General features: G+C 71.6%; 15 protein-coding genes. 8 read left to right on the top strand and 7 right to left on the bottom strand.

The genetic code is table 11. The annotated features are described in order from the left end of the window. A partial coding sequence (locus K7C98_RS07760) for a C45 family autoproteolytic acyltransferase/hydolase (RefSeq protein ID WP_224190933.1) occupies positions 1–1,687 on the top strand: 1,687 nt, incomplete at its 5' end. A gap of 321 nt (positions 1,688–2,008) precedes the next feature. On the opposite strand, the gene K7C98_RS07755 is transcribed toward K7C98_RS07760, so the two are convergent. From K7C98_RS07755 to K7C98_RS07745, 3 genes are all read right to left on the bottom strand, one after another. Beyond that, a complete protein-coding gene (locus K7C98_RS07755; RefSeq protein ID WP_224190932.1) occupies positions 2,009–2,617 on the bottom strand; it encodes a DUF6151 family protein in 609 nt (202 codons plus the stop codon). A 477-nt stretch (positions 2,618–3,094) separates the two neighbouring features. Next, complete coding sequence (locus K7C98_RS07750; protein ID WP_224190931.1) at positions 3,095–3,703, bottom strand: phospholipase D-like domain-containing protein; 609 nt, start codon at positions 3,701–3,703, stop codon at positions 3,095–3,097. Between the two features lie 263 nt (positions 3,704–3,966). Next, positions 3,967–5,175: a hypothetical protein gene (locus tag K7C98_RS07745; protein ID WP_224190930.1), complete on the bottom strand. Its 1,209-nt coding sequence runs from the start codon at positions 5,173–5,175 to the stop codon at positions 3,967–3,969. 166 nt (positions 5,176–5,341) lie between these two features. Here K7C98_RS07745 and K7C98_RS07740 point away from each other — a divergent pair, with 166 nt between their 5' ends. Further along, positions 5,342–7,660 (top strand): spermidine synthase, encoded by a 2,319-nt coding sequence (locus K7C98_RS07740; protein WP_224190929.1) that lies wholly within the window; start codon positions 5,342–5,344, stop codon positions 7,658–7,660. 132 nt (positions 7,661–7,792) lie between these two features. On the opposite strand, the gene K7C98_RS07735 is transcribed toward K7C98_RS07740, so the two are convergent. Both K7C98_RS07735 and K7C98_RS07730 read right to left on the bottom strand, forming a co-directional pair. Further along, the gene (locus K7C98_RS07735) at positions 7,793–8,362 is read right to left on the bottom strand and encodes a DNA polymerase V family protein (protein WP_224190928.1); all 570 of its coding nucleotides are present in this window, start codon (positions 8,360–8,362) and stop codon (positions 7,793–7,795) included. Positions 8,363–8,590: 228 nt separating this feature from the next. Continuing rightward, on the bottom strand, positions 8,591–9,970 hold the full coding sequence (locus K7C98_RS07730) for an IS1182 family transposase (protein ID WP_224190927.1): 1,380 nt from the start codon (positions 9,968–9,970) through the stop codon (positions 8,591–8,593). 1,190 nt (positions 9,971–11,160) lie between these two features. Here K7C98_RS07730 and K7C98_RS07725 point away from each other — a divergent pair. The 6 genes from K7C98_RS07725 (at position 11,161) to K7C98_RS07700 (ending at position 17,896) form a co-directional block, all read left to right on the top strand. Further along, entirely contained in the window at positions 11,161–11,367 is a 207-nt protein-coding gene (locus K7C98_RS07725; RefSeq protein ID WP_224190926.1) for a hypothetical protein, read from the top strand. A gap of 274 nt (positions 11,368–11,641) precedes the next feature. Then, positions 11,642–12,274 (top strand): ABC transporter ATP-binding protein, encoded by a 633-nt coding sequence (locus K7C98_RS07720; RefSeq protein ID WP_224190925.1) that lies wholly within the window; start codon positions 11,642–11,644, stop codon positions 12,272–12,274. A gap of 38 nt (positions 12,275–12,312) precedes the next feature. Continuing rightward, complete coding sequence (locus tag K7C98_RS07715) at positions 12,313–13,146, top strand: alpha/beta fold hydrolase (RefSeq protein WP_224190924.1); 834 nt, start codon at positions 12,313–12,315, stop codon at positions 13,144–13,146. A gap of 187 nt (positions 13,147–13,333) precedes the next feature. Further along, the gene (locus tag K7C98_RS07710) at positions 13,334–14,863 is read left to right on the top strand and encodes a hypothetical protein (protein ID WP_224190923.1); all 1,530 of its coding nucleotides are present in this window, start codon (positions 13,334–13,336) and stop codon (positions 14,861–14,863) included. A gap of 437 nt (positions 14,864–15,300) precedes the next feature. After that, on the top strand, positions 15,301–17,415 hold the full coding sequence (locus tag K7C98_RS07705) for an InlB B-repeat-containing protein (protein ID WP_224190922.1): 2,115 nt from the start codon (positions 15,301–15,303) through the stop codon (positions 17,413–17,415). A gap of 52 nt (positions 17,416–17,467) precedes the next feature. Beyond that, entirely contained in the window at positions 17,468–17,896 is a 429-nt protein-coding gene (locus tag K7C98_RS07700) for a hypothetical protein (RefSeq protein ID WP_224190921.1), read from the top strand. A gap of 1 nt (position 17,897) precedes the next feature. Here K7C98_RS07700 and K7C98_RS07695 read toward each other — a convergent pair whose 3' ends face one another. Next, the gene (locus tag K7C98_RS07695) at positions 17,898–19,151 is read right to left on the bottom strand and encodes an RNA polymerase sigma factor (protein ID WP_224190920.1); all 1,254 of its coding nucleotides are present in this window, start codon (positions 19,149–19,151) and stop codon (positions 17,898–17,900) included. Continuing rightward, entirely contained in the window at positions 19,148–19,543 is a 396-nt protein-coding gene (locus tag K7C98_RS07690; RefSeq protein WP_224190919.1) for a YciI family protein, read from the bottom strand. The genes K7C98_RS07695 and K7C98_RS07690 overlap by 4 nt, the downstream gene beginning before the upstream one ends. Between the last annotated feature and the right edge of the window lie 69 nt (positions 19,544–19,612).

Below are 19,612 nucleotides of genomic sequence, written 5' to 3'. Positions count from 1 at the left end.
ATCCGGAGGCCAGCCCGAGGGGCGCAGCGTGCTCGCGCTGCTGCGGGCCGTGGTCGCCCTCGTCGTCACCCTCACGATCCTCACCTTCGCGCTCTACTCCGGCTATCTCTCGTACACCGACCTGTCCCCGGAGGAGGTCCGCGTCCCGGCCGCCGAGCTCACGGTCGACCGCGCCGGCCGTCGCGTCGCCTACGGCCGGTCGTCGCTCACCCGCGAGAGCCGACTGTGGTTCCTCCACCTCGAGGGCCCGCCGGAGGAGATCGGCGACGCCCACGGCCGCCTCGCCGCCCGCCTTTGGGGAGAGCTCGACCGCGACGTCGCGCGCCTGTTGCGCCATCGCTACCCCGAGGGCCTCGAGCGGTGGACCGCCGACATGGTCATGCGCTGGGACTTCCGCGAGTCCGACCAGAGCCTCGCCCCCGGCGTCCGCCGCGAGCTCGCGGCCCTGGCCGCCGCCATGCCCGAGGCCGGCGGCGAGCGCCTCTCGAGCTACCACCGCATGTTCCTCGACCAGAGCTTCGTCGAGCTGACCCGCCGCCTCGACGACGTCCTGCTCGAGGGCACCATGTTCGCCGCCGCCGCGCGGCCCAAGGGCGGCGGAGAGCGCGGCAACCTCGTCATCGGCCGCAGCTTCTTCGCCGACCTCGGCCTCGACGTCGAGCCCGACCGCCTGGTCGCCATCGTCCACCCCGACGGCAAGTACCCGTTCGCCTCGGTCGGCTGGGCCGGCCTCATGGGCGTCGTCACCGGCATCAACGCCCGCGGGATCTTCGTCGCCCTCGACCCCACGCGCACCGACGACGCGCTCGAGGAGGGCGTCCCCCTGCCGCTGATCCTGCGACAGATCCTCGAGGACGCCGACACCCTCGAGCAGGCGCTCGAGATCCTGCAGGCCGCGCCGACGCGCACCTCGGGCGCCGTGCTGGTCGGCGACGGCCGCCAGCGCCGCGCCGCCGTGGTCGAGCTCGCGCGCGACCGCGACGACCGCAAGCCGCGCGGCGAGGACCAGGCGCTGGTGTGGGCCACCAATCACATGTTGCGCGAGTCGTTCGAGCGCGACGCCCAGAACGACCGGATCCGCCGCTTCACCTCGAGCGGCTACCGCTACGACCGCCTCGGCGAGCTGCTCAACGAGGCGCCCGTCGACCCCGCGCGCGCCGTCGCCATCCTGCGCGACCGCAAGGGCCTCGGCGGCGAGGAGCTCGGCCTCGGCAACCGCAACGCGCTCGACAACCTCCACCTCACCCACGCCGTCGTCGTCGACGCCACCGCCATGGTGATGTGGGTCGGCGAGGGCCCCTCGGCGCTCGGCCGCTTCCGCGCCATCGACCTCCGCCACGCCCTCGGCCGCCGCCAGGACCGCCCCGCCCCGCTCGACGACTTCCCGGCCGACCGCCTGCTCCACGGCGAGGAGTACTCCGACTACAAGGAGGCCCTCGAGGCGCTCGGGCACGCCCGCGGCCTGCTCGCCCGCGGCCTCCCCGAGCAGGCCCTCGCCTCCGCCAGCGTCGCCCTCGCCCTCGCCCCCGACGTCGGCGAGCTCCACCGCCTCCTCGGCGACGTCGAGCGCGAGCTCGGCGACCTCGCCGCCGCCCGCCGCCACTACGAGCGCTACCTCGAGCTCGTCCCCGGCCGCCTGCGCGACCAGGAGCGCGTCCGCGGCCTGCTCGAGGAGCTGCGCGAGTAGGTCCTTTCGCGCATGCCCTCGGGGACATGTTGCATCGCGCATGTCCGAAGAGGCATGCTCGATAGAACATGTCCAAGATCTCGGAGCACCGCGCAGGCCAGCGTTCGAGCGCCTCGCGGGCGCACAGGAGCCAGGCGTCCGCCGCGCTCGCCCCTGGCCCCCGACGCCCCCTGGATCCGGGCTGCGAGCGCGCCCTCGCCACCGGCTCGACGGGCCCCCCCCGATCTCACCATGACGCCGCCCTCGCCGCCTGGAGCTTGCCCGATCGGGCAGGTCCGGACGCACCTGTCCTCTCGAACATGCCCGGGCGGACATTCCTGTTCAGACAGGTCCGAGCGCCGCCCGCTCCGCCGCCGTCAGCACGGTCGGGGCCACCCGCGGCTGCTTGGCCCCCGGCGCGAAGAACGGCGACGGCAGGGCGCGGCGACGGACGAAGCCGCGCGCGAGCAGCCCGAGGATCCGCGGCACCACCCGCCACGTCACCTTCTCGTACGTGCCCGCCGGCGTCGGTCCCGTCGCGTCGCGGCCGAACGTCCGCGCCACGACCGGCCCGAGCACGCGCTCGCGGACCTCCACCGGCGCGTCGAAGAACGTCACCAGCAGCCCGGCGAACGGCATCCTGGCCGAGGCCAGCGTGTTGGCGATCGGCGTGCGGCAGCAGTCGGCGTACCAGCGGATCATCCCCCGCTCCGACAGTCGCATGCACCGCAGATGCTCCTGGCCCGCCTCGATCCGCAGCTGCGACGGTGTCAGCTGGAAGATCTCCGAGCCGCCCCCCGCGTCGAGCACCCCCTCCGTCGCGAGGAAGCGCGCGAACGCCTGGCAGTCGCGGCAGTAGCAGACCACGTGGATCCCTGTCCCCGGAGACAGCTCCTTGGCCGTCCCCCGCACCGCGCCGCAGCGACACTTGAGTCCCAGAGACTCGCTCATACGCGCGACTGTATCACGGCCCCCTCGGCCCGCCGCCGCCGCTCGCTGCGTCACCGCGTCGCGCGGCTCGATCTGCGTCCTCGATGCCCTCCTGGTCGAGCGCCGCCATCGAGTGCTCCTGCGGACCAGCGGCAGGTCGCTGTGCCGTCGCAACCGATCCGACAGCCCAGCGACGAGCCATCCGCACGGGCCCGCCTCGCGGGACGGCGCGCAGTAGGGCGACACCTCGCCTTCCCCCGGATCTCGGCCCATCACGACCTCGTGCGAACGGCGGTCAAGCCATCCCGCGCTGCCGGCGGGCCCACGTCTCGAAGCGCATCGGCGACAGGCCGAAGGAGCGGGCAATCTCGGGCCGTGCGAGCACCGGCGGAAGGCCTACCCCGCGGCACGGCGAACCTCGACGGCCGCGATGTCTTCGTGCAGGCCGTGCGCCCCACCGACGAGCGACGCGGCCGCCCCAAGTGGCCGGTCGCGGCGCTACGTCGCGCCGCCGGGCCGCTTCAGCGGGCGGGTCGCCAGGTCGAGCGGCGCCTCGCAGCCCGAGTTGCGCAGCTTGCAGGACTTGCACATGCGGCCGCTCCAGATCGCCTCGTACATCGCCTGCACCTGGTCGATCACGTCCTCGTCCTCCGTCAGCATCCCGATCTCGAAGTTGCGCCGGCCCTCGCCCTTGGCTCCGAGGCCCGCGCCGGTCCAGTTGGCGCTGCCGAGGTAGCACAGGCGGCCGTCGACGATGACCGTCTTGAGGTGCACGCGCGGGCACTGGCGCAGCTCCAGCCCGCCCTTGTAGAGCCGGGCGCGGCGATCGAAGCTGCGGCGGAACGGCCCCGACGGCGGCGCTGCGTGCAAGATCCGCAGCTCCACCTTCTGCTGGGCCAGCGCGCTGAACACCTCGAGCACCGAGTGGAATCGGCTGCGCGAGCGGGTCGTCGCGCGTGGGTCCTCGACCAGCAGCTCCTTCAGGTTCGCCGTAGCGATCCACACGCTCGTGCGGGCCGAGCGGAGCGCCGGGATCACCGCCTCGTAGTGGCCGCGCCCGGCGACGAGGCGCATGCGGATCGGCCGCTCGGGCAACACGAAGTCCACGTGGGCCCTCACTCCGGCGCGCACGCGGCCCGGCACGGCCCCGACACCTCGCGCGGGTGCGCGCGCGTCGAGCGTTCGAGGTGGCCGGGTCGATGCATCGCTGCGGCGGCGATGGTACCCCAGCGCGCGGCGCCGGGCGCGAAACCGGCGCGACCGCCCGGGCGGCGCTGGCCGCGGAGCCGGCCGCGCCGCGCGGGCGCCCTCGTCTCGATCCTGCCCCGTCGGACCTGCCTTTTCAGACCTGTCCTTCGGGCCCAATCACATCACATCGGCGGGGGCACGAAATCGTCGCAGGTCGACTCGATGAGGCCGACGGCCTCGGCGAAGAACGAGTCGTAGCTGGGCGCGCAGATGCTGCCGGAGATGCCCTGGTCGCCGAACGAGTCGACGAATTCCCGCAGGCGCGGGCTCGGCTCGGCGCCGGAGCTGTCGACCAGCGGCGGGCAGATCGCGTTGGGTTGGTCGTTGTCGCCGTACAGGCCGAGGACCACCAGCGCCTTCTCGTCGCCCTTCTTGGCGGCCACCAGCGACGCCTTCCAGCCGGCGGGGTTGCCGGCCGAGCCGTCGCCGAAGTTGTCGTCCTCGTCGGTGACGAAGGTGACGACCAGGATCGCGTCCTTGCGCAGGAAGCCGGCGTTGCACTCGAACGCCGGGCCGTTGGGGGCGACCGCCTGGACCATCGCCTCCATCGGCTTCTCGGGGTCGTCCGTCGATCCGGTGCCGACCTGGGCCGCGCAGGCGAACGCCGACGTGAGGTCGGGCTCGGTGATGTCCATGTAGCGGAGGCCGGTCGAGAAGTTGCAATCCTTCGAGCTCGACTGCAGCCCGCGCGGGTGGGTGACGCCGGCGCCGAGCACGTCCTCGCATTCGAGCGGCGGCGTCCCGCACGTGTAATCGAGGCCGGCCACCGGGCAGGTGTTGCCGAACAGGCCGCAGATCAGCTCGCAGCCGGCGAACACCCAGTGATCGGTGTCGATCACCATGATGTGATAGTCCTGGGCCTCGTCGAGCTGGCTCTGGATCGCCGAGATGAAGCCGGGGAAGCTGGCGATCAACGATTGTTGCTCGTCGCCCATCGACCCCGAATTGTCGATGATGAACAGGAAGTCGACCTTGCGACAGCCCACCTCCTCGCCGGTGGTCCCGCCGTCGGTGGTCTCCTCGACCCCGACGTCGAGCTTCGGCAGCCCCCCGGAGGTGTTGGTCGGGTCGACCATCCCCGTGCTCGTGGGCGTCGACGTCTCGCTGTCGCTGTCACTGTCGGTCCCGCTCGGGTTCGACGTCGCCTCGGAGCCCGACATCGACGAACCGGTCGTCGGGTTCGTCATCGTCGAATTCGAGGTCGGATTGTTGGTGGTGGGCTGGCCGGTGACGCCTACCGTCTCGCTGCCCGACGATCCGACATCGTCGCCGCATGCGGGCAGGGTCAACAGCGAGGCGAGAAGGGTGCAAGAACAACGAAAACGGGTCATGGCAGCATCCTCCTTATATCCGAGGCCAGCCCTCGCCACGCCGCCTTCGCCGCCGCACTGCCGTTAGCTGGCGCACGGACCTCGCGCCGCGAGGCGGACAGGCGTCCTTTGGACCCCCGAACGGCATGACGCATCCCGCGGCCCCGGTGATACCCTCGCCGCGCCCGTGCTGCTCTTCGCCCTCACCATCTTCCTCAGCGCGTTCCTGCTGTTTCAGGTCCAGCCCCTGATCGGCAAGATCATCCTTCCGTGGTTCGGCGGCACGCCTGCGGTGTGGACCACGTGCATGCTGTTCTTTCAGTGCCTGCTGCTGGCCGGCTATGCGTACGCGCACGCCGTCATGGCCCTGCCGGCGCGCAGGCAGGGACTCGTGCACCTCGCCGTGCTGGTCGCGGCGCTCCTCGCCGGCGCCCCGACCATCTTCCCGCCCGAGGGTTACAAGCCCGAAGGGGACGGCGTTCCGCTGCTCCAGATCTTGCTCGTGCTGACGGTCAGCGTCGGCCTGCCGTACTTCGCCCTGTCGACCACCGGTTCGCTGGTGCAGGCGTGGTTCTCGCGGCTGCACCCGTCGCGCTCGCCGTATCCGCTGTACGCCCTGTCGAACATCGGCTCGCTGCTCGGCCTCCTGACCTTCCCGTTCCTCGTCGAGCCGCGCCTCGGCTCGGTCACCCAGGCCTCGCTGTGGTTCCTCGGCTTCGCCGGCTTCTGCCTGCTGTGCGGCACGATCGCCGTGCAGACCACGCGCGCCTCCGCCCGCGCCGCGGCCGAGCCCGCCGGCGACCTCGCCGGCGCGGAGGTCCTCGCGCCGACCTGGGGCCTGCGGGCCGTATGGGTCGCCCTCGGCGCCTGCGCCTCGATCATGCTGCTGGCGATGACCAATCAGATGGCGATCGACGTCGCCAGCGTCCCGTTCCTGTGGGTCATCCCGCTCGCGCTCTATCTGATGAGCTTCATCCTCTGCTTCTCGAGCGAGAGGTGGTACCCGCGGTGGCTGTTCTACCCGCTGTTCGTCGGCGCCACCGCGGGCGTCGTCGGTTTGATGCTGGCCGGCGCCGACGCGGGCATCGAGCAGCAGGCCCTGGTCTACTGCGCCGCGATCTTCATCTACGCCATGGTCTGCCACGGCGAGCTGTACCGCCTGCGCCCGCACCCGCGCCACCTCACGGCCTTCTACCTCGCGCTCTCGGTCGGCGGCGCGCTCGGCGGCGTGTTCGTCGGCGCGATCGCCCCGCTGGTGTTCTCCGCCTATTACGAGCTGCACATCGGCCTCGTCGCCACCTCGCTGCTGGTCCTGCACGCGTTCCGCCGCGACCAGCGGCTCGAGCTGCCCGGCCGCGGCGTCGCGGCCGTCGTCCTCGCCGGCGCCGCCGCCGTCGCCTACACCCTGTGGCGCGTCCAGCACGACAGCCCCGACTCGTTCCGCTACATCGCCCCGCTCGCCGGCGCCCTGCTGTGCATGCTGCTGTTCGGGTTCCTGTGGAGCCTGCGCGTTCCGACAGGTCCTTCCGACCCTGTCCCGATGGACAGCCCCTCCGGCCCGCGGTGGATCGACGCCGGCGCGCGCATCAACCACGGCCGGGCCCGGCTGGCCTGGCTGCTGCCGATCGCCGCGATCGTGCTGCTCGCGGTCAACCTGGTGATCGAGGCCCGCTACCGCACCAGCGAGGCGCTGACGATCGAGCGCGGCTTCTTCGGCGTGCTGCGGGTCGCCGACCGCTACACCCACGATCCGCTGCAGGCGCGGCGGATCCTGTTCCACGGCGCCATCAACCACGGCTTCCAGTACCTCGACCGCGAGCGCCAGATGTGGCACAACTCGTACTTCGCCGAGGAGAGCGGGATCGGCACCGCGCTCACGCGCCACCCCAAGCGGCGCGCCGGCGAGCCGCTGAAGATCGGCCTGCTCGGCCTCGGCTCGGGCACCTTGCTGACCTATGGGCGCCCCGGCGACAGCATCCGGATCTACGAGATCGACCCCGAGGTCGAGCCGCTCAGCCGCCGGTACTTCACCTACTTCGAGCGCACCGAGGCCGCCACCGAGGTCGTGCTCGGCGACGGCCGCCTCTCGCTCGAGCGCGAGCCCGATCAGGCCTACGACGTCCTGATCCTCGACGCCTTCAGCAGCGACGCCATCCCGATGCACCTGCTCACCCGCGAGGCGTTCGAGACCTACTTCCGCCACCTCGAGCCCGACGGGATCCTGGCCGCCAACATGAGCAACCGCCACGTCGACATCCGCCCGGTGCTCAAGCAGCTCGCGCAGCACTTCGCGCGGGAGTTCGTGTGGATCGAGAATCACAGCGACGACCCGCGCGGCGTCTACGCCGCCGACTGGGGCCTGCTCTCGAACAACCGCGCCTTCCTCGACGACCCCCTCGTCAAGACCCGTCAGGGCGACACCAGCGGCGTCTCGACCGACCTCCGCATGTGGACCGACGATTACAGCAACCTGTTCGCCGTCCTCAAGTGGGTCCAGGGCGGCTGAGCCGCCGGTCCGCGGGGCCTCGATCGCGCCCCGCCCGTTCCCACGATTCGTCGACGTCGCAGCATTCCTCGGCGGGCCGATGCCCATCGAGGTCCTGCTCGCCGCGAGCCTCCGAGGGATGAAATCGTCTCCTCAACCAGCCGCCCTGATCACCGGTCGCTCGCCGCCTGGGCGCACGTCCTGATCGCCTTCCTCGTCCTCGCCCTGGTCGTTCTCGTCCCCGTCCCCGTCTTCGTCCTCGCCCTGGTCGTTCTCGTCCTCGTCCCCGTCCTCGTCCTCCCCCTGGTCGTTCCCGTCCTCGTCCCCGTCCTCGTCCTCCCCCTGGTCGTTCGCATCCTCGTCTTCGTCCTCCCCCTGCTCGTTCGCCTCCTCGTCTTCGTCCTCCCCCTGCTCGTCCTCGTCCCCATCCTCATCCTCGCCCTGCTCGTTCCCGTCCCCGTCTTCGTCCTCCCCCTGGTCGTTCGCATCCCCGTCCCCGTCCTCGTCCTCCCCCTGGTCGTTCCCGTCTCCGTCTTCGTCCTCGCCGTGGTCGTTCGCCTGCCCGTCCACCGCGTCGGACAGGTCGATGAAGGAATCAAAGCCGGCACGGTTCGCGTCATCCTCGAACCCGCAATTCAGAGATAATGCACCAGCTAGGAGCCTGCCTGAGAAAACGCGCGCCAGAAGGCGCGGGGCCGTGGAGATCTGGGTGACGGCGGGCACGGAGCGGCGGAGCGGGTCCCTCGCGACGGCGGGGCCCTCCCAGGCAACGTGCTCGGCGCCCGTGGGCTTCGATGGTGAGCTGTCGTTGAGAACAGGTTCATTCGTGCTTCGCGGACGATGGCGCCTGCGCGCGGTTGCCTGCGGCCCCTCCCGCCTGCGTCCCACTCCGCCGCTCCGTGCCCGCCTGCGGAGAGCGTCGCCGGCCCCGCTTGTCGTCGTGCGGGAGGCTCACCGAGCGGCGGCGAGTGCGGCGCGACCGACTGCGGTCAGCAGTTTGCGCAAGTTGTGAGCGGTGCAGACGAGCCGCCATTCGAGCTGCACCTTCTTCATACCGCGCATGAGGAAGCGGCCGAAGCCGAGCGCGGCCTTGATTTGGCCGAAGACGGGCTCGACGACCTGCTTGCGCAGGTGATAGCGACTCCGATATCCGGCGCGGGCGAGTCGCATGCGCATGTCATGGGCACGTGTGCCGGGGAGCTGGCCGATGCGACCCTTCGCGCTCCCCTCGCTGTGCTTGATCCGTCCGGTGGCGATGTAGCCACGGACGTGTCGGCGACCGAGCTCGCGGAGATTCGCCTCCGAGCAATAGCCCGCGTCGGCCGACAGTTCACGCGCCTGCCTGCCCGTGTTCGCCTTGATCTGTGCGAGCATCGGTGCGAGCGCACGGACGTCGTTCTGCTCGGCGATCACCATCTCGGCGACGATCACCTGGGAGGCACTGTCGACGGCGGCCTGGGCGTTGTAGCCCTGCACGAAGCCGTCCTTGGTCATCATCAACTTGCTCTCGGGATCGGTGAAATTGCGCTGGGCCTTGTCCGAAGGTGTCCCATCAGCCATGTGGTGAGGTCGCGGCACAGTCGGTTCCGGCCGTTCCTCGTCGCGCGCCCTGGCCTCCTGGGCTGCGCGTCGGTCCCCGTCACGAGCAGCGGCCTCGGCGGCAGCCTCGGTCTCGAGCGCCGCCATCGCCGCACGGATCTTTGCCAGGCGCTCCTGCTTGCTCTGCACCCATGCCGGCATCTCGTCGCCGCGACCATCCGCGTGCCGATCGTCCTCGCTACGATCGAGGTCGTCGGCCTCAGCGAACCACCGCGCGACCTCGGCCGCGAGCTGCGGCTCGACCTCTTTCATCCGCGCGTAGCTCATCGCCTTGTGCTTCGAGGCGTTCGCCTTGATCTTCGTCCCGTCGAGCGCGACGTGTCCGAGCTTCACCAGTCCGGCTTTCTGGCACAGCCGGAGAACCTGGCCGAAGAGACCGCCGAGCGCCGGGAGATGCCGCCGGCGGAAGTCATTAACCGTGCGATGATCCGGCCGCTGACACGCAGTTACGGCCATGAAGTCAACTCGCTGCTCACACGCCTGCGCGATCTTCCGCGACGAGAACACGCCCTGCGAATAGGCGTACAGGAGCAGCGCAGTCATCATCGCAGGGTGAAACGGAGGCTGCCCGCGCTCCTCCGTGTACGCGCCGAAGATCTCCGACAGGTCGAGCGACTCCCGCACCAGATCCCGCACGAAGTGGGCGACGTGGCCCTCCGGCACGAGCTCGTGCACGGACGGCGGCAGGAGCTGGAGTTGGTCGATCTCCCACGGGCGGAATGTCTTGCTCATGCCGTCCTTCATGAAATACCTTCGCGCGAAATCGAGCTGTGAACATCGTTGATTCGTCGCGAGGATTCTCATGTCCTTCGAGACATCCGGGCGCATGGCCTGGGCGAATGAACCCGCACGGCGACAAGCGGGGCCGGCGACGCTCTCCGCAGGCGGGCACGGAGCGGCGGAGTGGGACGCAGGCGGGAGGGGCCGCAGGCAACCGCGCGCAGGCGCCATCGTCCGCGAAGCACGAACGAACCTGTCCTCAACGACAGCTCATCATCGAAGCCCAAGGGCGCCGAGCACGTTGCCTGGGAGGGCCCCGCCGTCGCGAGGGACCCGCTCCGCCGCTCCGTGCCCGCCGTCACCCAGATCTCCACGGCCCCGCGCCTTCGGCCACGCGATTTCCTGGACAGGCTCCTAGCGCCAGACAGGCGATCCGACGAGTGTATGGCTTGACCCGCATGATTATCCTCCGTTCAGACGGTCGATCGGACCGGGGACTCCCGGACCCTCGCCGTCGCCCAAGTGTGCAGATATCCGACTCCACCGCAATCACAGCGGATGCGGCGCACCACAATGACACCGACATCGGCGCCAGGCATTGGCCGGACAGGCGTCACCGCCATCGAGGGCACATGGATCGAGCATCCCGAGAATGCCCGCACGACCGTCGTTCTGCCGGCAGCGACGGCGCCGGGTCCGCGGACACGCGGTCGAACTGCGGGCCAGCGCACTCTCTGGAGATTTCTCGTGAAGCGCGTCACCGCAGGCCCAGCGCGCGCCCCGCCGCCAGCGGCGCCGCCGCTGCCCCAAGTGATCCAGGTTGCTCGTGCAATCGACACAGTCTCGACGAACCCCGCGGCGACGGCATCGACGTGTGCGCGCGCGGCTTGTCGTGCCGTGACGCAAATGACGAATGTCGTGTGTGCGCCACGCCGTCGACCGCCGCGGTGCACGGCCGCCGAGGCCCAGGTCACGCGAGCGGGGGCTCCTCGCGCGCTGTCTCACGGCTCCCGTCGCGTCGCGGACAGCTGTGCCCTGTGGCGCATCGCAAGGCGCACGATTGCCGCGCTCCTCCGTGAGCCCACAATTCCGGCGAGGTGTGCCCCCAGCCCAGGGGGGCTGGGCCGCCGGAAAAGAGGAACGCGATGCTATGCAATCAGATCGGAATTCTCGCAGCGAGCCTGGTGCTATGGATCCCTTTTGTGGACAGCTGTGAATCCGACCCCGTACCGGGGGTCGACTTGCCTGCGGGCGGCCAGCCGTGCTGTGAGCCGTCCTCGGACGCGGCGTGCGACGATCCGGACATCGTCGCGTGCGTGTGCGGCCGCGACACCTACTGCTGCGAAAGGGACTGGGACCCCGCGTGCATCAGCCAGGCCGACGAATTCTGCGGCGCAGAGTGCTCGTAGGGACTCGGCTGCCGTCATCGTCGTCACCGGCCCGGCTCCCCGGAGCCCGCGGACGCGTCGCCGCGCCCCTCGCCGCGGTACCATGCCCTGCCCCCCGGACGCCGGCCAGCGCCTGTTCGGCGGTCCGCCGCCCTTCGTGACACGGCGACGGCTCCCCGTGCGTTCGCTTGCCGGCCCGTCGATCCCCGCGCCCGGGTTCTCTCCCGGCGACCGCGCGCGCTCGCCGTCGCCGCCTGCGATCCATCCGACCGCCCGCGGCGCTACACTGCCGCGCATGAACGCCCCGCTCGTCGCCCGCGGCCTGACCAAGCGCTACGGCACGACCTGTCTCTTCGAACACCTCGACCTCGACCTCGCGGCGGGCGAGGCCCTCGTGCTCGTCGGCCCCAACGGCGCCGGCAAGTCGACCCTGATCGGTTGCCTCACCGGCGGCGTCATCCCCGACGCCGGCCGCGTCATCCTCGGCGGCCACGACCTGCGCAGCGCCCCGCTGGCCGCGCGCGCCGCCCTGCGCTACCTGGCCCAGGAGGTCGAGGTCCCGCAGGGCCTCACCGGCCGCGAGCTCGTCGAGTTCTACGCCGCCGTGTTCCGCGACCCGCTCGGCCGCGAGCGGGCCATCGCGCTCGCCGATCTCGGCCCCGCCATCGATCACCTCGCCACCACCTACAGCCTCGGCATGCGCAAGCGCCTGGTCGCCGCCGCCCTCACTCTCGGCGACGGCGCGCTCTACGTCCTCGACGAGCCGTTCGCCGGCCTCGACCGCGAGGCCCGGGCCGCCCTCGTCGCCGCCCTCGTCGCCGCCCGGGCCCGCGGCGTCGCCATCGTCCTGTCCGCCCACGACCCCGAGGACATCGCCGCGCTCGGCGGCGCCCGCGTGCTCGAGCTCGGCCGCCCCGCCGCGGCCTGACCTTTGCGACCTGCCCCTGCAGACCTGTCCGTTTCGACTTGTCCTTCTCACCCTGTCCCGACATCCCCGTGCCGATCCTCCACGCCGACCGCGCCGACACCTCCTACCGCCACGCCGGCAGCGGCCCCGCGCTGCTGCTGCTGCACGCCGGCGCCAGCAGCGGCGTCCAGTGGGAGCGGGCCCTCGCGGCCCTGGCCCCCCGCTGGTCGGTCGCCGCCCCCGACCTCTACGGCCACGGCCTCACGCCTTGCCCCGCGGACATGTCCCCCGAGACCTTGCTCGAGCGCCAGGTCACCGTCCTGCTGGCCCTCCTCCAGCGCCTCGGCGACGGCCCGGCCCGCGTGGTCGGCCACTCGTACGGGGCCGTGCTCGCGCTCTGCCTGGCCGCCGCCGCCCCGGAGCGGGTGCGCGACCTCGTCCTCGTCGAGCCGGTCGCCTTCGGCCTGCTCGACCCCCGGGATCCGGCCCTCGCGCCCGTCGCGGCCGTCGAGGCCGCCTGCCGCGAGCTCGTGCTCGCCGGCGAATTCGAGGCCGCCACGCGGCGCTTCCTCGAATTCTGGAGCGACCCCGAGCTGTGGGACTTCCTGCCCGAGGCCGACCGCCTGGCCATCGTCGGCGGCGCCCGCGAGCGCCACTTCATCGGCGGACCGGCCGTGTTCGGCGCCACCTTCGCCGGCATCGACCTCGCCCGCGTGACCTGTCCGATCCGCCTCGTCACCGGCGACGACGGCCCCGCGGCCCCGCGCGCCGTCGCCGAACGCCTCGGTGCCCTGCTCCCGCAGGCCGAGCGGATCACCGTCCCTGGCGCCGGCCACATGCTCCCGCTCACCCATCACCGCGCCTTCCTCCGCCTCGTCGAATCGCCCGGCTGACGCGCGCGTGGTCCACAACCGCGGGTGAGGGGCCGGCGTGTCCCCGACGCGCCGTCACCGATCGCCCGACATCGCGGTCGCTCGATCGCTCGCGCGGGCCCGCGCCGGCAATCGTCGCACACCGCCGCGACTTCGTACGCCGCCGTCCGCGGGCCGGCTACCATCGCCCGGTTCGGAGGTTCGAGAGATGGAATCTGGCACATCGCCGCGGAGCGTCGCGGCTGCAATCCTCGTGTTCGTCGCGTGCGGCGACCCTGGCCGCGACACCACCGGCACCGGCGGCATCACGGCCGCGACCGCGACCATGGCCACGCTCACCGATCCTGGGCCGTCGACCGCCGCCGAGCCCACCACTCTCGGCAGCGACAGCGACAGCGACACCGCGGTCCCGACCACGAGCGGCACCACCACCGGCACCACCGCCGAGCCGACCGTCGGCACCACCGAGCCCGCGCAGACCGACGGCACCGCCACCGGCCCCGGCTGCGGCGTCTGCGATCAGCCCAACCAGCAGTGCGTCGGCGACGTGTGCGTCACCTCGTGCCAGGGCCAGGACGCGGCCTGTCCCGTGGGACAGGTGTGCGACGTCATCAGCGGCGAGTGCCACGCCGAGGGCGACCCCTGCACCCTCGCCGGCGCCGAGGCCCCCTGCGCCGACCTGTCCTGCGGGCCAGGTAGCACCTGCGACGGCGTCGGCGCCTGCGTCCCGCTCGCCCCCTGCGCCGACGTCGCCTGCACCGACGACGGCCGCTGCTGGGGCACCCTGTGCAGCTGCGAGCGCGTCGTCGAGTGCGAGGAGCCGAGCGCCGAGCTGCTCAACGGCCCGTTCTCGACCGAGATCGGCGGCATCGACTTCGCCGACGACTGCAACGCCTGGATGGTCACCCTGCGCAGCGGCCCCGACTACCTGCGGCGGCTCACGCCCGGCGGCGAGCTGACCGAATGGACAGGCGTCGCCAACCTCAACATGGGTGAGGTCAAGGTCTTGCGCCGGCTGACCGTCCCGCAGCTCAAGCAGGTCCCGCCGCTGAGCGCCGAGCCGAGCCCGCCGAAGCCCGTCGAGGGCCTCGGCGAGGTCGCCATCACCTACACCTGCTGCGCCGCCTGCGGCTGCCAGGCCGACCCGCCGCAGGGCGTCGCCCGCCTCGACGAGGCCGACATCGCCAACCCGCTGCCGATTGTCATCGTCGCCCAGGTCACCCAGGGCGACGGTCCGTTCGGAAGCACCTCCGCCGACGCCGGCCCGCACGGCCTCGCGTGGGGCGAGGACCGCGTGCTCTACGTCGGCAACAGCACCATGAACGGCCAGTACAACGACGCCGACCTCGAGACCGCCATGCAGGGCGTCGTCTTCACCTTCGACGCCCGCGTCACCGCCAGCGCCCCGGTGAGCCCCGTCCACATGCTCGTCGCCCTCGACGGCGGCAGCATCTACCGCTTCAACGTCCTCACCAAGCAGGCCGAGTTCGTCGTCGACCTCATGTCCGACGTCACCAGCCTCGCCCACGACGCCTTCACCGGCCACGTCTACGCCGGCCTCGCCAGCCTCGAGGTCGTCCGGCTCGCCCCCTTCACCGGCGACGTCGAGACCTTCCAGACCATGCCCGGCAAGGGCCGCGTCGCCGTCGGCCCGAGCGGCAAGCTGTGGTACACGCCGGTCAAGTCGGTCGCGCCCAACATCCCGCTGCAATCGTGGGACCTGCCGGCCTCGTTCTGAAGCCGCGCTCGCCGCGGCTCCGCGCATTCTTCGGCCCGACCGCGCATCGGGCCGCCCTATCCTGAAGGACAGGTTCATGCATCGCCGCGCCTGGCGCTAGCGTCGTCGGACATGTCGCATTAAACATGTCCGAAAGGACATGCGACATTCGCGAGGAGCGTGAAGGAATGCGTTGAAAGATGATCCTTGGCAGCCAAAGTTACAAACGGTAAAGGCGTCGTTTCGACAGCGGGGCCGTACGCAAACGACACGAACGTCGCCGGACTCCGCCCGCGCGGATGCGCCCCGCGAGCGGTCGGATGCCTTTGCAACCGCGTCAGGTCCGGCCCCGACCAATGCGGCCCGAATCCGCGAAGGCGGCCATGTCTGCGCCAGCCCCCAATCCTCGCCTTCGGCTCGCCGCTTTCGCGGCAGCGTCCGGGGGGTACAATCGCCGCATGCGTCGTCCTTACGGTCCCTCGATCTCGCTGCTCCTCTTGAATGTCGCGTGTCCCTCGCCGGGCGCCACCACCACCGACAGCGACGGCACCGACGGCAGCGAGAGCACCGCGAGCGCCACCGAGACGACCAGCGAGACCAGCGGTGAGCCGCCGCCGACCGAGGGCAGCAGCGAGGTCACCTCGCTGCCCACCACCGGGACCGACACCACCGACGGCACCAGCGTCGGCCCCGCGACCGACGGCGGCGACGCCACGATCGCGATCACCATCGCCGGCGACGGCACCGTCCTCGTCGATCCGCCCGGCGAGACCTGCGGCGATCCGGCCTGCGCGTACATGCTCCCCGGCGGCACCCTCGTCGCGCTCACGGCCACCCCGGCGGCCGGCAGCCTGTTCGCCGGCTGGTCGGGCGATTGCAGCGGCGCCGAGCCGATGACCGAGATCGACATCGGCGGCGGCGTCGGCTGCACCGCCACCTTCGAGCTGCTGCCCGAGGGCGCGCTGCCGGCCGCGCTGTCGGCCAGCGACGAGATCGTGCGCGTGCCCGCCGACGACGCCCCCGCGAGCGACAGCGAGACCCTGCTGAAGGTCGAGACCGCCGTCGCGCTCACCGGCGTGTCGTGGACCGTGTTCGCGGCCGACGACGGCAGCGAGGTCGCCAGCTCGGGCGAGCTCGAGTTCCTGTTCACCTGCCCCGACGGCCGGCGCGACTACGACGTGCGCGCCACCATCACCGACGGCCAGGTCCAGAGCACCCTGTTCGAGCGCCGGCTCGTCACCTGCGTCCCGCCGCGCAGCGACGCCGGCCGCGCCGTGCACCTCGTCGACCTCGCCGCGGGGTCTTACTTCCAGAACGGCGAGATCGACGGCGTCAAGGTCATGCCGGGCGACCTCGTGCGGGTCTCCGGCAGCACCACCGGCAACTTCGCCTTCTTCAACTTCCAGGGCAGCGCCGAGGCGCCGATCCACATCATCAACGACGGCCCGGTCACCAACCAGGACGCCAGCTGGCTGCTCCACCTCATCAACTGTCAGCACCTCATCGTCGACGGCCGCGGCAGCGACAACGTCGAGTACGGCTTCACGCTCACCAACCCCGGCGCCGGCGGCCAGGCGGTGTTCGTCCGCAATTACACGCAGGGCAGCAATACCAACACCGGCTCGACCGACATCGAGATGTTCGGCATCGAGATCGCCGACGGCCCCGACAGCGGCTTCCGGATCTGGAACGGCGGCAGCGACGACTACGACGCCAACAACTGGACCTTCCACAACCTGCGGCTCCACCACAACTACGTCCACGACGTCCTCACCGAGGGCTTCTACATCGGTTATTACACCGACAACGCCGACCAGCAGCCGCCGCCCTACCCCCTGGTCGACGCCAAGGTGTACCGCAACCGCGTCGACAACGCCGGCTGGGACGGCATGCAATTCGGCTCGTGCCGCGGCGGCCTCGAGGTCCACGACAACGTCGTCACCGGCTCGGGTACGGCGAACGAGCCCAACCAGCGCTCCTCGCTGCAGTGGAACCCGGGCAACAGCGGCGCCGTGTACAATAACCGCTTCATCGGCGGCGTCGGCGTCGACCTGCAGGTCGGCTGCACCGGCGGCGACACGCTGATGTTCAGCAACGTGTTCGTCCACAGCGAGGGCGGCTTCTACCTCCACGCCGGCCAGGCCGACGCCCCGCGCTACTGGCTGTTCGGCAACACCGTCGGCACGCCCAGCGCCGCCGGCCTGCGGATCAACATGAACTCGAACCCCGGCACCTGCGGCGCCGGGGCGAAGCTCAGCGAGATGCACTACGCCAGCAACCTCCTCGTCGGCGCCGTCGCCGAGGCGTGGGAGTTCGCGGCCGGCGACGCCGACATCGCCAGCTGGACCGTCGAGCCCAACCTCGCCTTCATCGGCGCCCCCGGCGAGCTGTGCCTCGACGACGAACTCGCGCCGACTTGCGTCGACTCCGAGGCGCTCGCCGGCGGGGGCGCCGAGCTCGCCGACCTCGGCCTCGCCGCCGCCGATCTGCCCGGCGGTCACTACGTCGACATCGACGGCCGCGTGCTCGCCGGTCCGGCCAACTTCGGCGCCCACCAGGCCCCCGTCAATTGATCGGCACGGACATTCGCGGATTTCGCGGGCGATCCCGTGCTACGTTGGGACCATGCTCCTTATGCGTCGCCTGCTCTCGCTCTTGCTCGTCCTCATCCCCGCCTGCGGCTCGCCCAACCAGTTCGAGGAGGGCGACGTCTGCGTCGACCCGAGCCTCGTCGCCATGTTCGAGGCCGGCGACGCCATCACCTTCGAGGTCGTGTTCGAGGAGTGCATCAGCGCCTGCGCCCGCCGCGTCGAGACCGCCTGTGATGTCCGCGTCGAGGGCGACGTCATCTTCCTCGACGCCCGCGGCTCCTACCGCGAGCCCGGCCCGGGCGCCTGCATCGCCCTGTGCGCCCAGCTCGAGGCCCGCTGCGAGGTCCCCGACCTCGCCCCCGGGACCTACAAGGTCCGCAGCGGCGACCACGAGCTGACCGTGACGCTGCCCTCGGCCGAGCCGCCTGACCAGCCCGACTCGTGCCAGTACTTCCTCCCCTGATTCACTCGCGCGCGTCGAGGCGAGCCGCGCGCATCAGCAGGTAATCGCGCTCCGGCACGCTCGCCGTGCGGCCGGCTGCGCGGCGATAGCCGGCGACCGCCGCCTCGCGCTCGCCGGCCCGCTCGAGCAGGTGCGCGCGCACGGCCTCGAGCCGGTGGTTTTCGGCCAGACGCGGGTCGCCGTCGAGCGCCTGCAGCAGCGCCAGCCCGACCGCCGGCCCGTGCACCATCGCGCCGGCGACCGCGTGATTGAGCCGCACCATCGGGTTGTCGGCCATCCGCAGCAGCACCTCGTAGAGCGCCAGGATCTGCGGCCAGTCGGTGTCTTCGGCCCGCGGCGCCTCGTCGTGCACCGCCGAGATGGCCGCCTGCACCTGGTACGGCCCGACCTGCCCGCGTGCCAGCGTCGCCGAGATCAGCGCGACCCCCTCGGCGATCGCCGCCCGATCCCAAAGCCCGCGATCCTGCTCGTCGAGCGGGACGAGCTCGCCCGCCGGCCCGCTGCGGGCCGCGCGACGGGCGTCCGTCAGCAGCATCAGCGCCAGCAGGCCGGCCACCTCGCCGTCGTCGGGCAACAGCGAATGGACCGCGCGCGTCAGCCGGATCGCCTCGCTCGCCAGATCGCTGCGCTGCAGCGCCGGCCCCGAGCTCGTCGTGTAGCCCTCGTTGAAGATCAGGTACAGCACGTGCAACACCGCCGCCAGCCGCTGCGCCCGCTCTTCGGGCGTCGGCATGCGGAACGGCACCCCGGACGTCTTGATGCTCTGCTTGGCGCGGCTGATCCGCTGGCCCATCGTCGCCTCCGGGACCATGAACGCGCTGGCGATCTCCGCCGTCGTCAGCCCGCCCACCGCGCGCAGCGTCAACGCGATCGCCGACGCCGACGACAGCGCCGGGTGGCAGCACATGAACAGCAGCACCAGCGTGTCGTCGTGGCCGACCTCGTCGCCCTCGGCCAGCGCCAGTTGCACCTCGGGCGGCACCAGGCTGACGACGATCGCCTCGCGCCGGCGGCGGGCCGCCTCGCTGCGCAATTGGTCGGTGATCCGCCGCGCCGCCACGTGGATCAGCCAGCCGCGCGGGTTGGCGGGCACGCCCTCGCGCGGCCACTGGCGAGCCGCGGCGAGCAGCGCCTCCTGGACCGCGTCCTCGCAGGTCGCGAAGTCGCGGGAGCGCCGGATGAGCGCGCCGAGCACCTGCGGCGCCAGGTCGCGCAGCAGGCGTTCGGGGCGGTGCTCCGGCGTCGGCGTCGTCACAGCGGGTCGGGGGGCGGCGCGCACATCACCTGGCGCACCTCGATCGCCATGTTGAGCGGTTCGCCGCCGGGCCCGGGCGCCGCCGAGGCCTCGGCCGCGAGCTCGTAGGCGCGTTCGGGGCCGGAGACGTCGACGATCCAGTAGCCCGCGAGGAACTCCTTCGACTCCGGGAACACCCCGTCGGTGATCGGCTGGCCGTTCTTGCCGGCGCGCACGAGCCTGGCCTGATCGGGCCCGGCGAGCCCCTCCGCCGCCACCAGCTCGCCCGACGCGGTCAGCCGCTCGGCGAACCCCTTCATGAACGCGATGTGCGCGTGGATGTCCTTCGGCGCCCACTGGCCGATCTGGAACGGCCCGCCGCCCGGGGTGTTCATCATCATCATGTACTTCATGGGTGCTTCCCTCTCGGTTGGTGCGCCCCGGAGATCGGTGCGCATGCACCGACCAGTCGGAGCCGAGCC

Source organism: Nannocystis pusilla, assembly GCF_020073745.1.
Classification (GTDB): Bacteria; Myxococcota_A; Polyangia; order Nannocystales; family Nannocystaceae; genus Nannocystis; species Nannocystis radixulma.
Note: the sequence above shows the minus strand (reverse complement) of the source record. Positions and strands in the feature narration are given on the sequence as shown.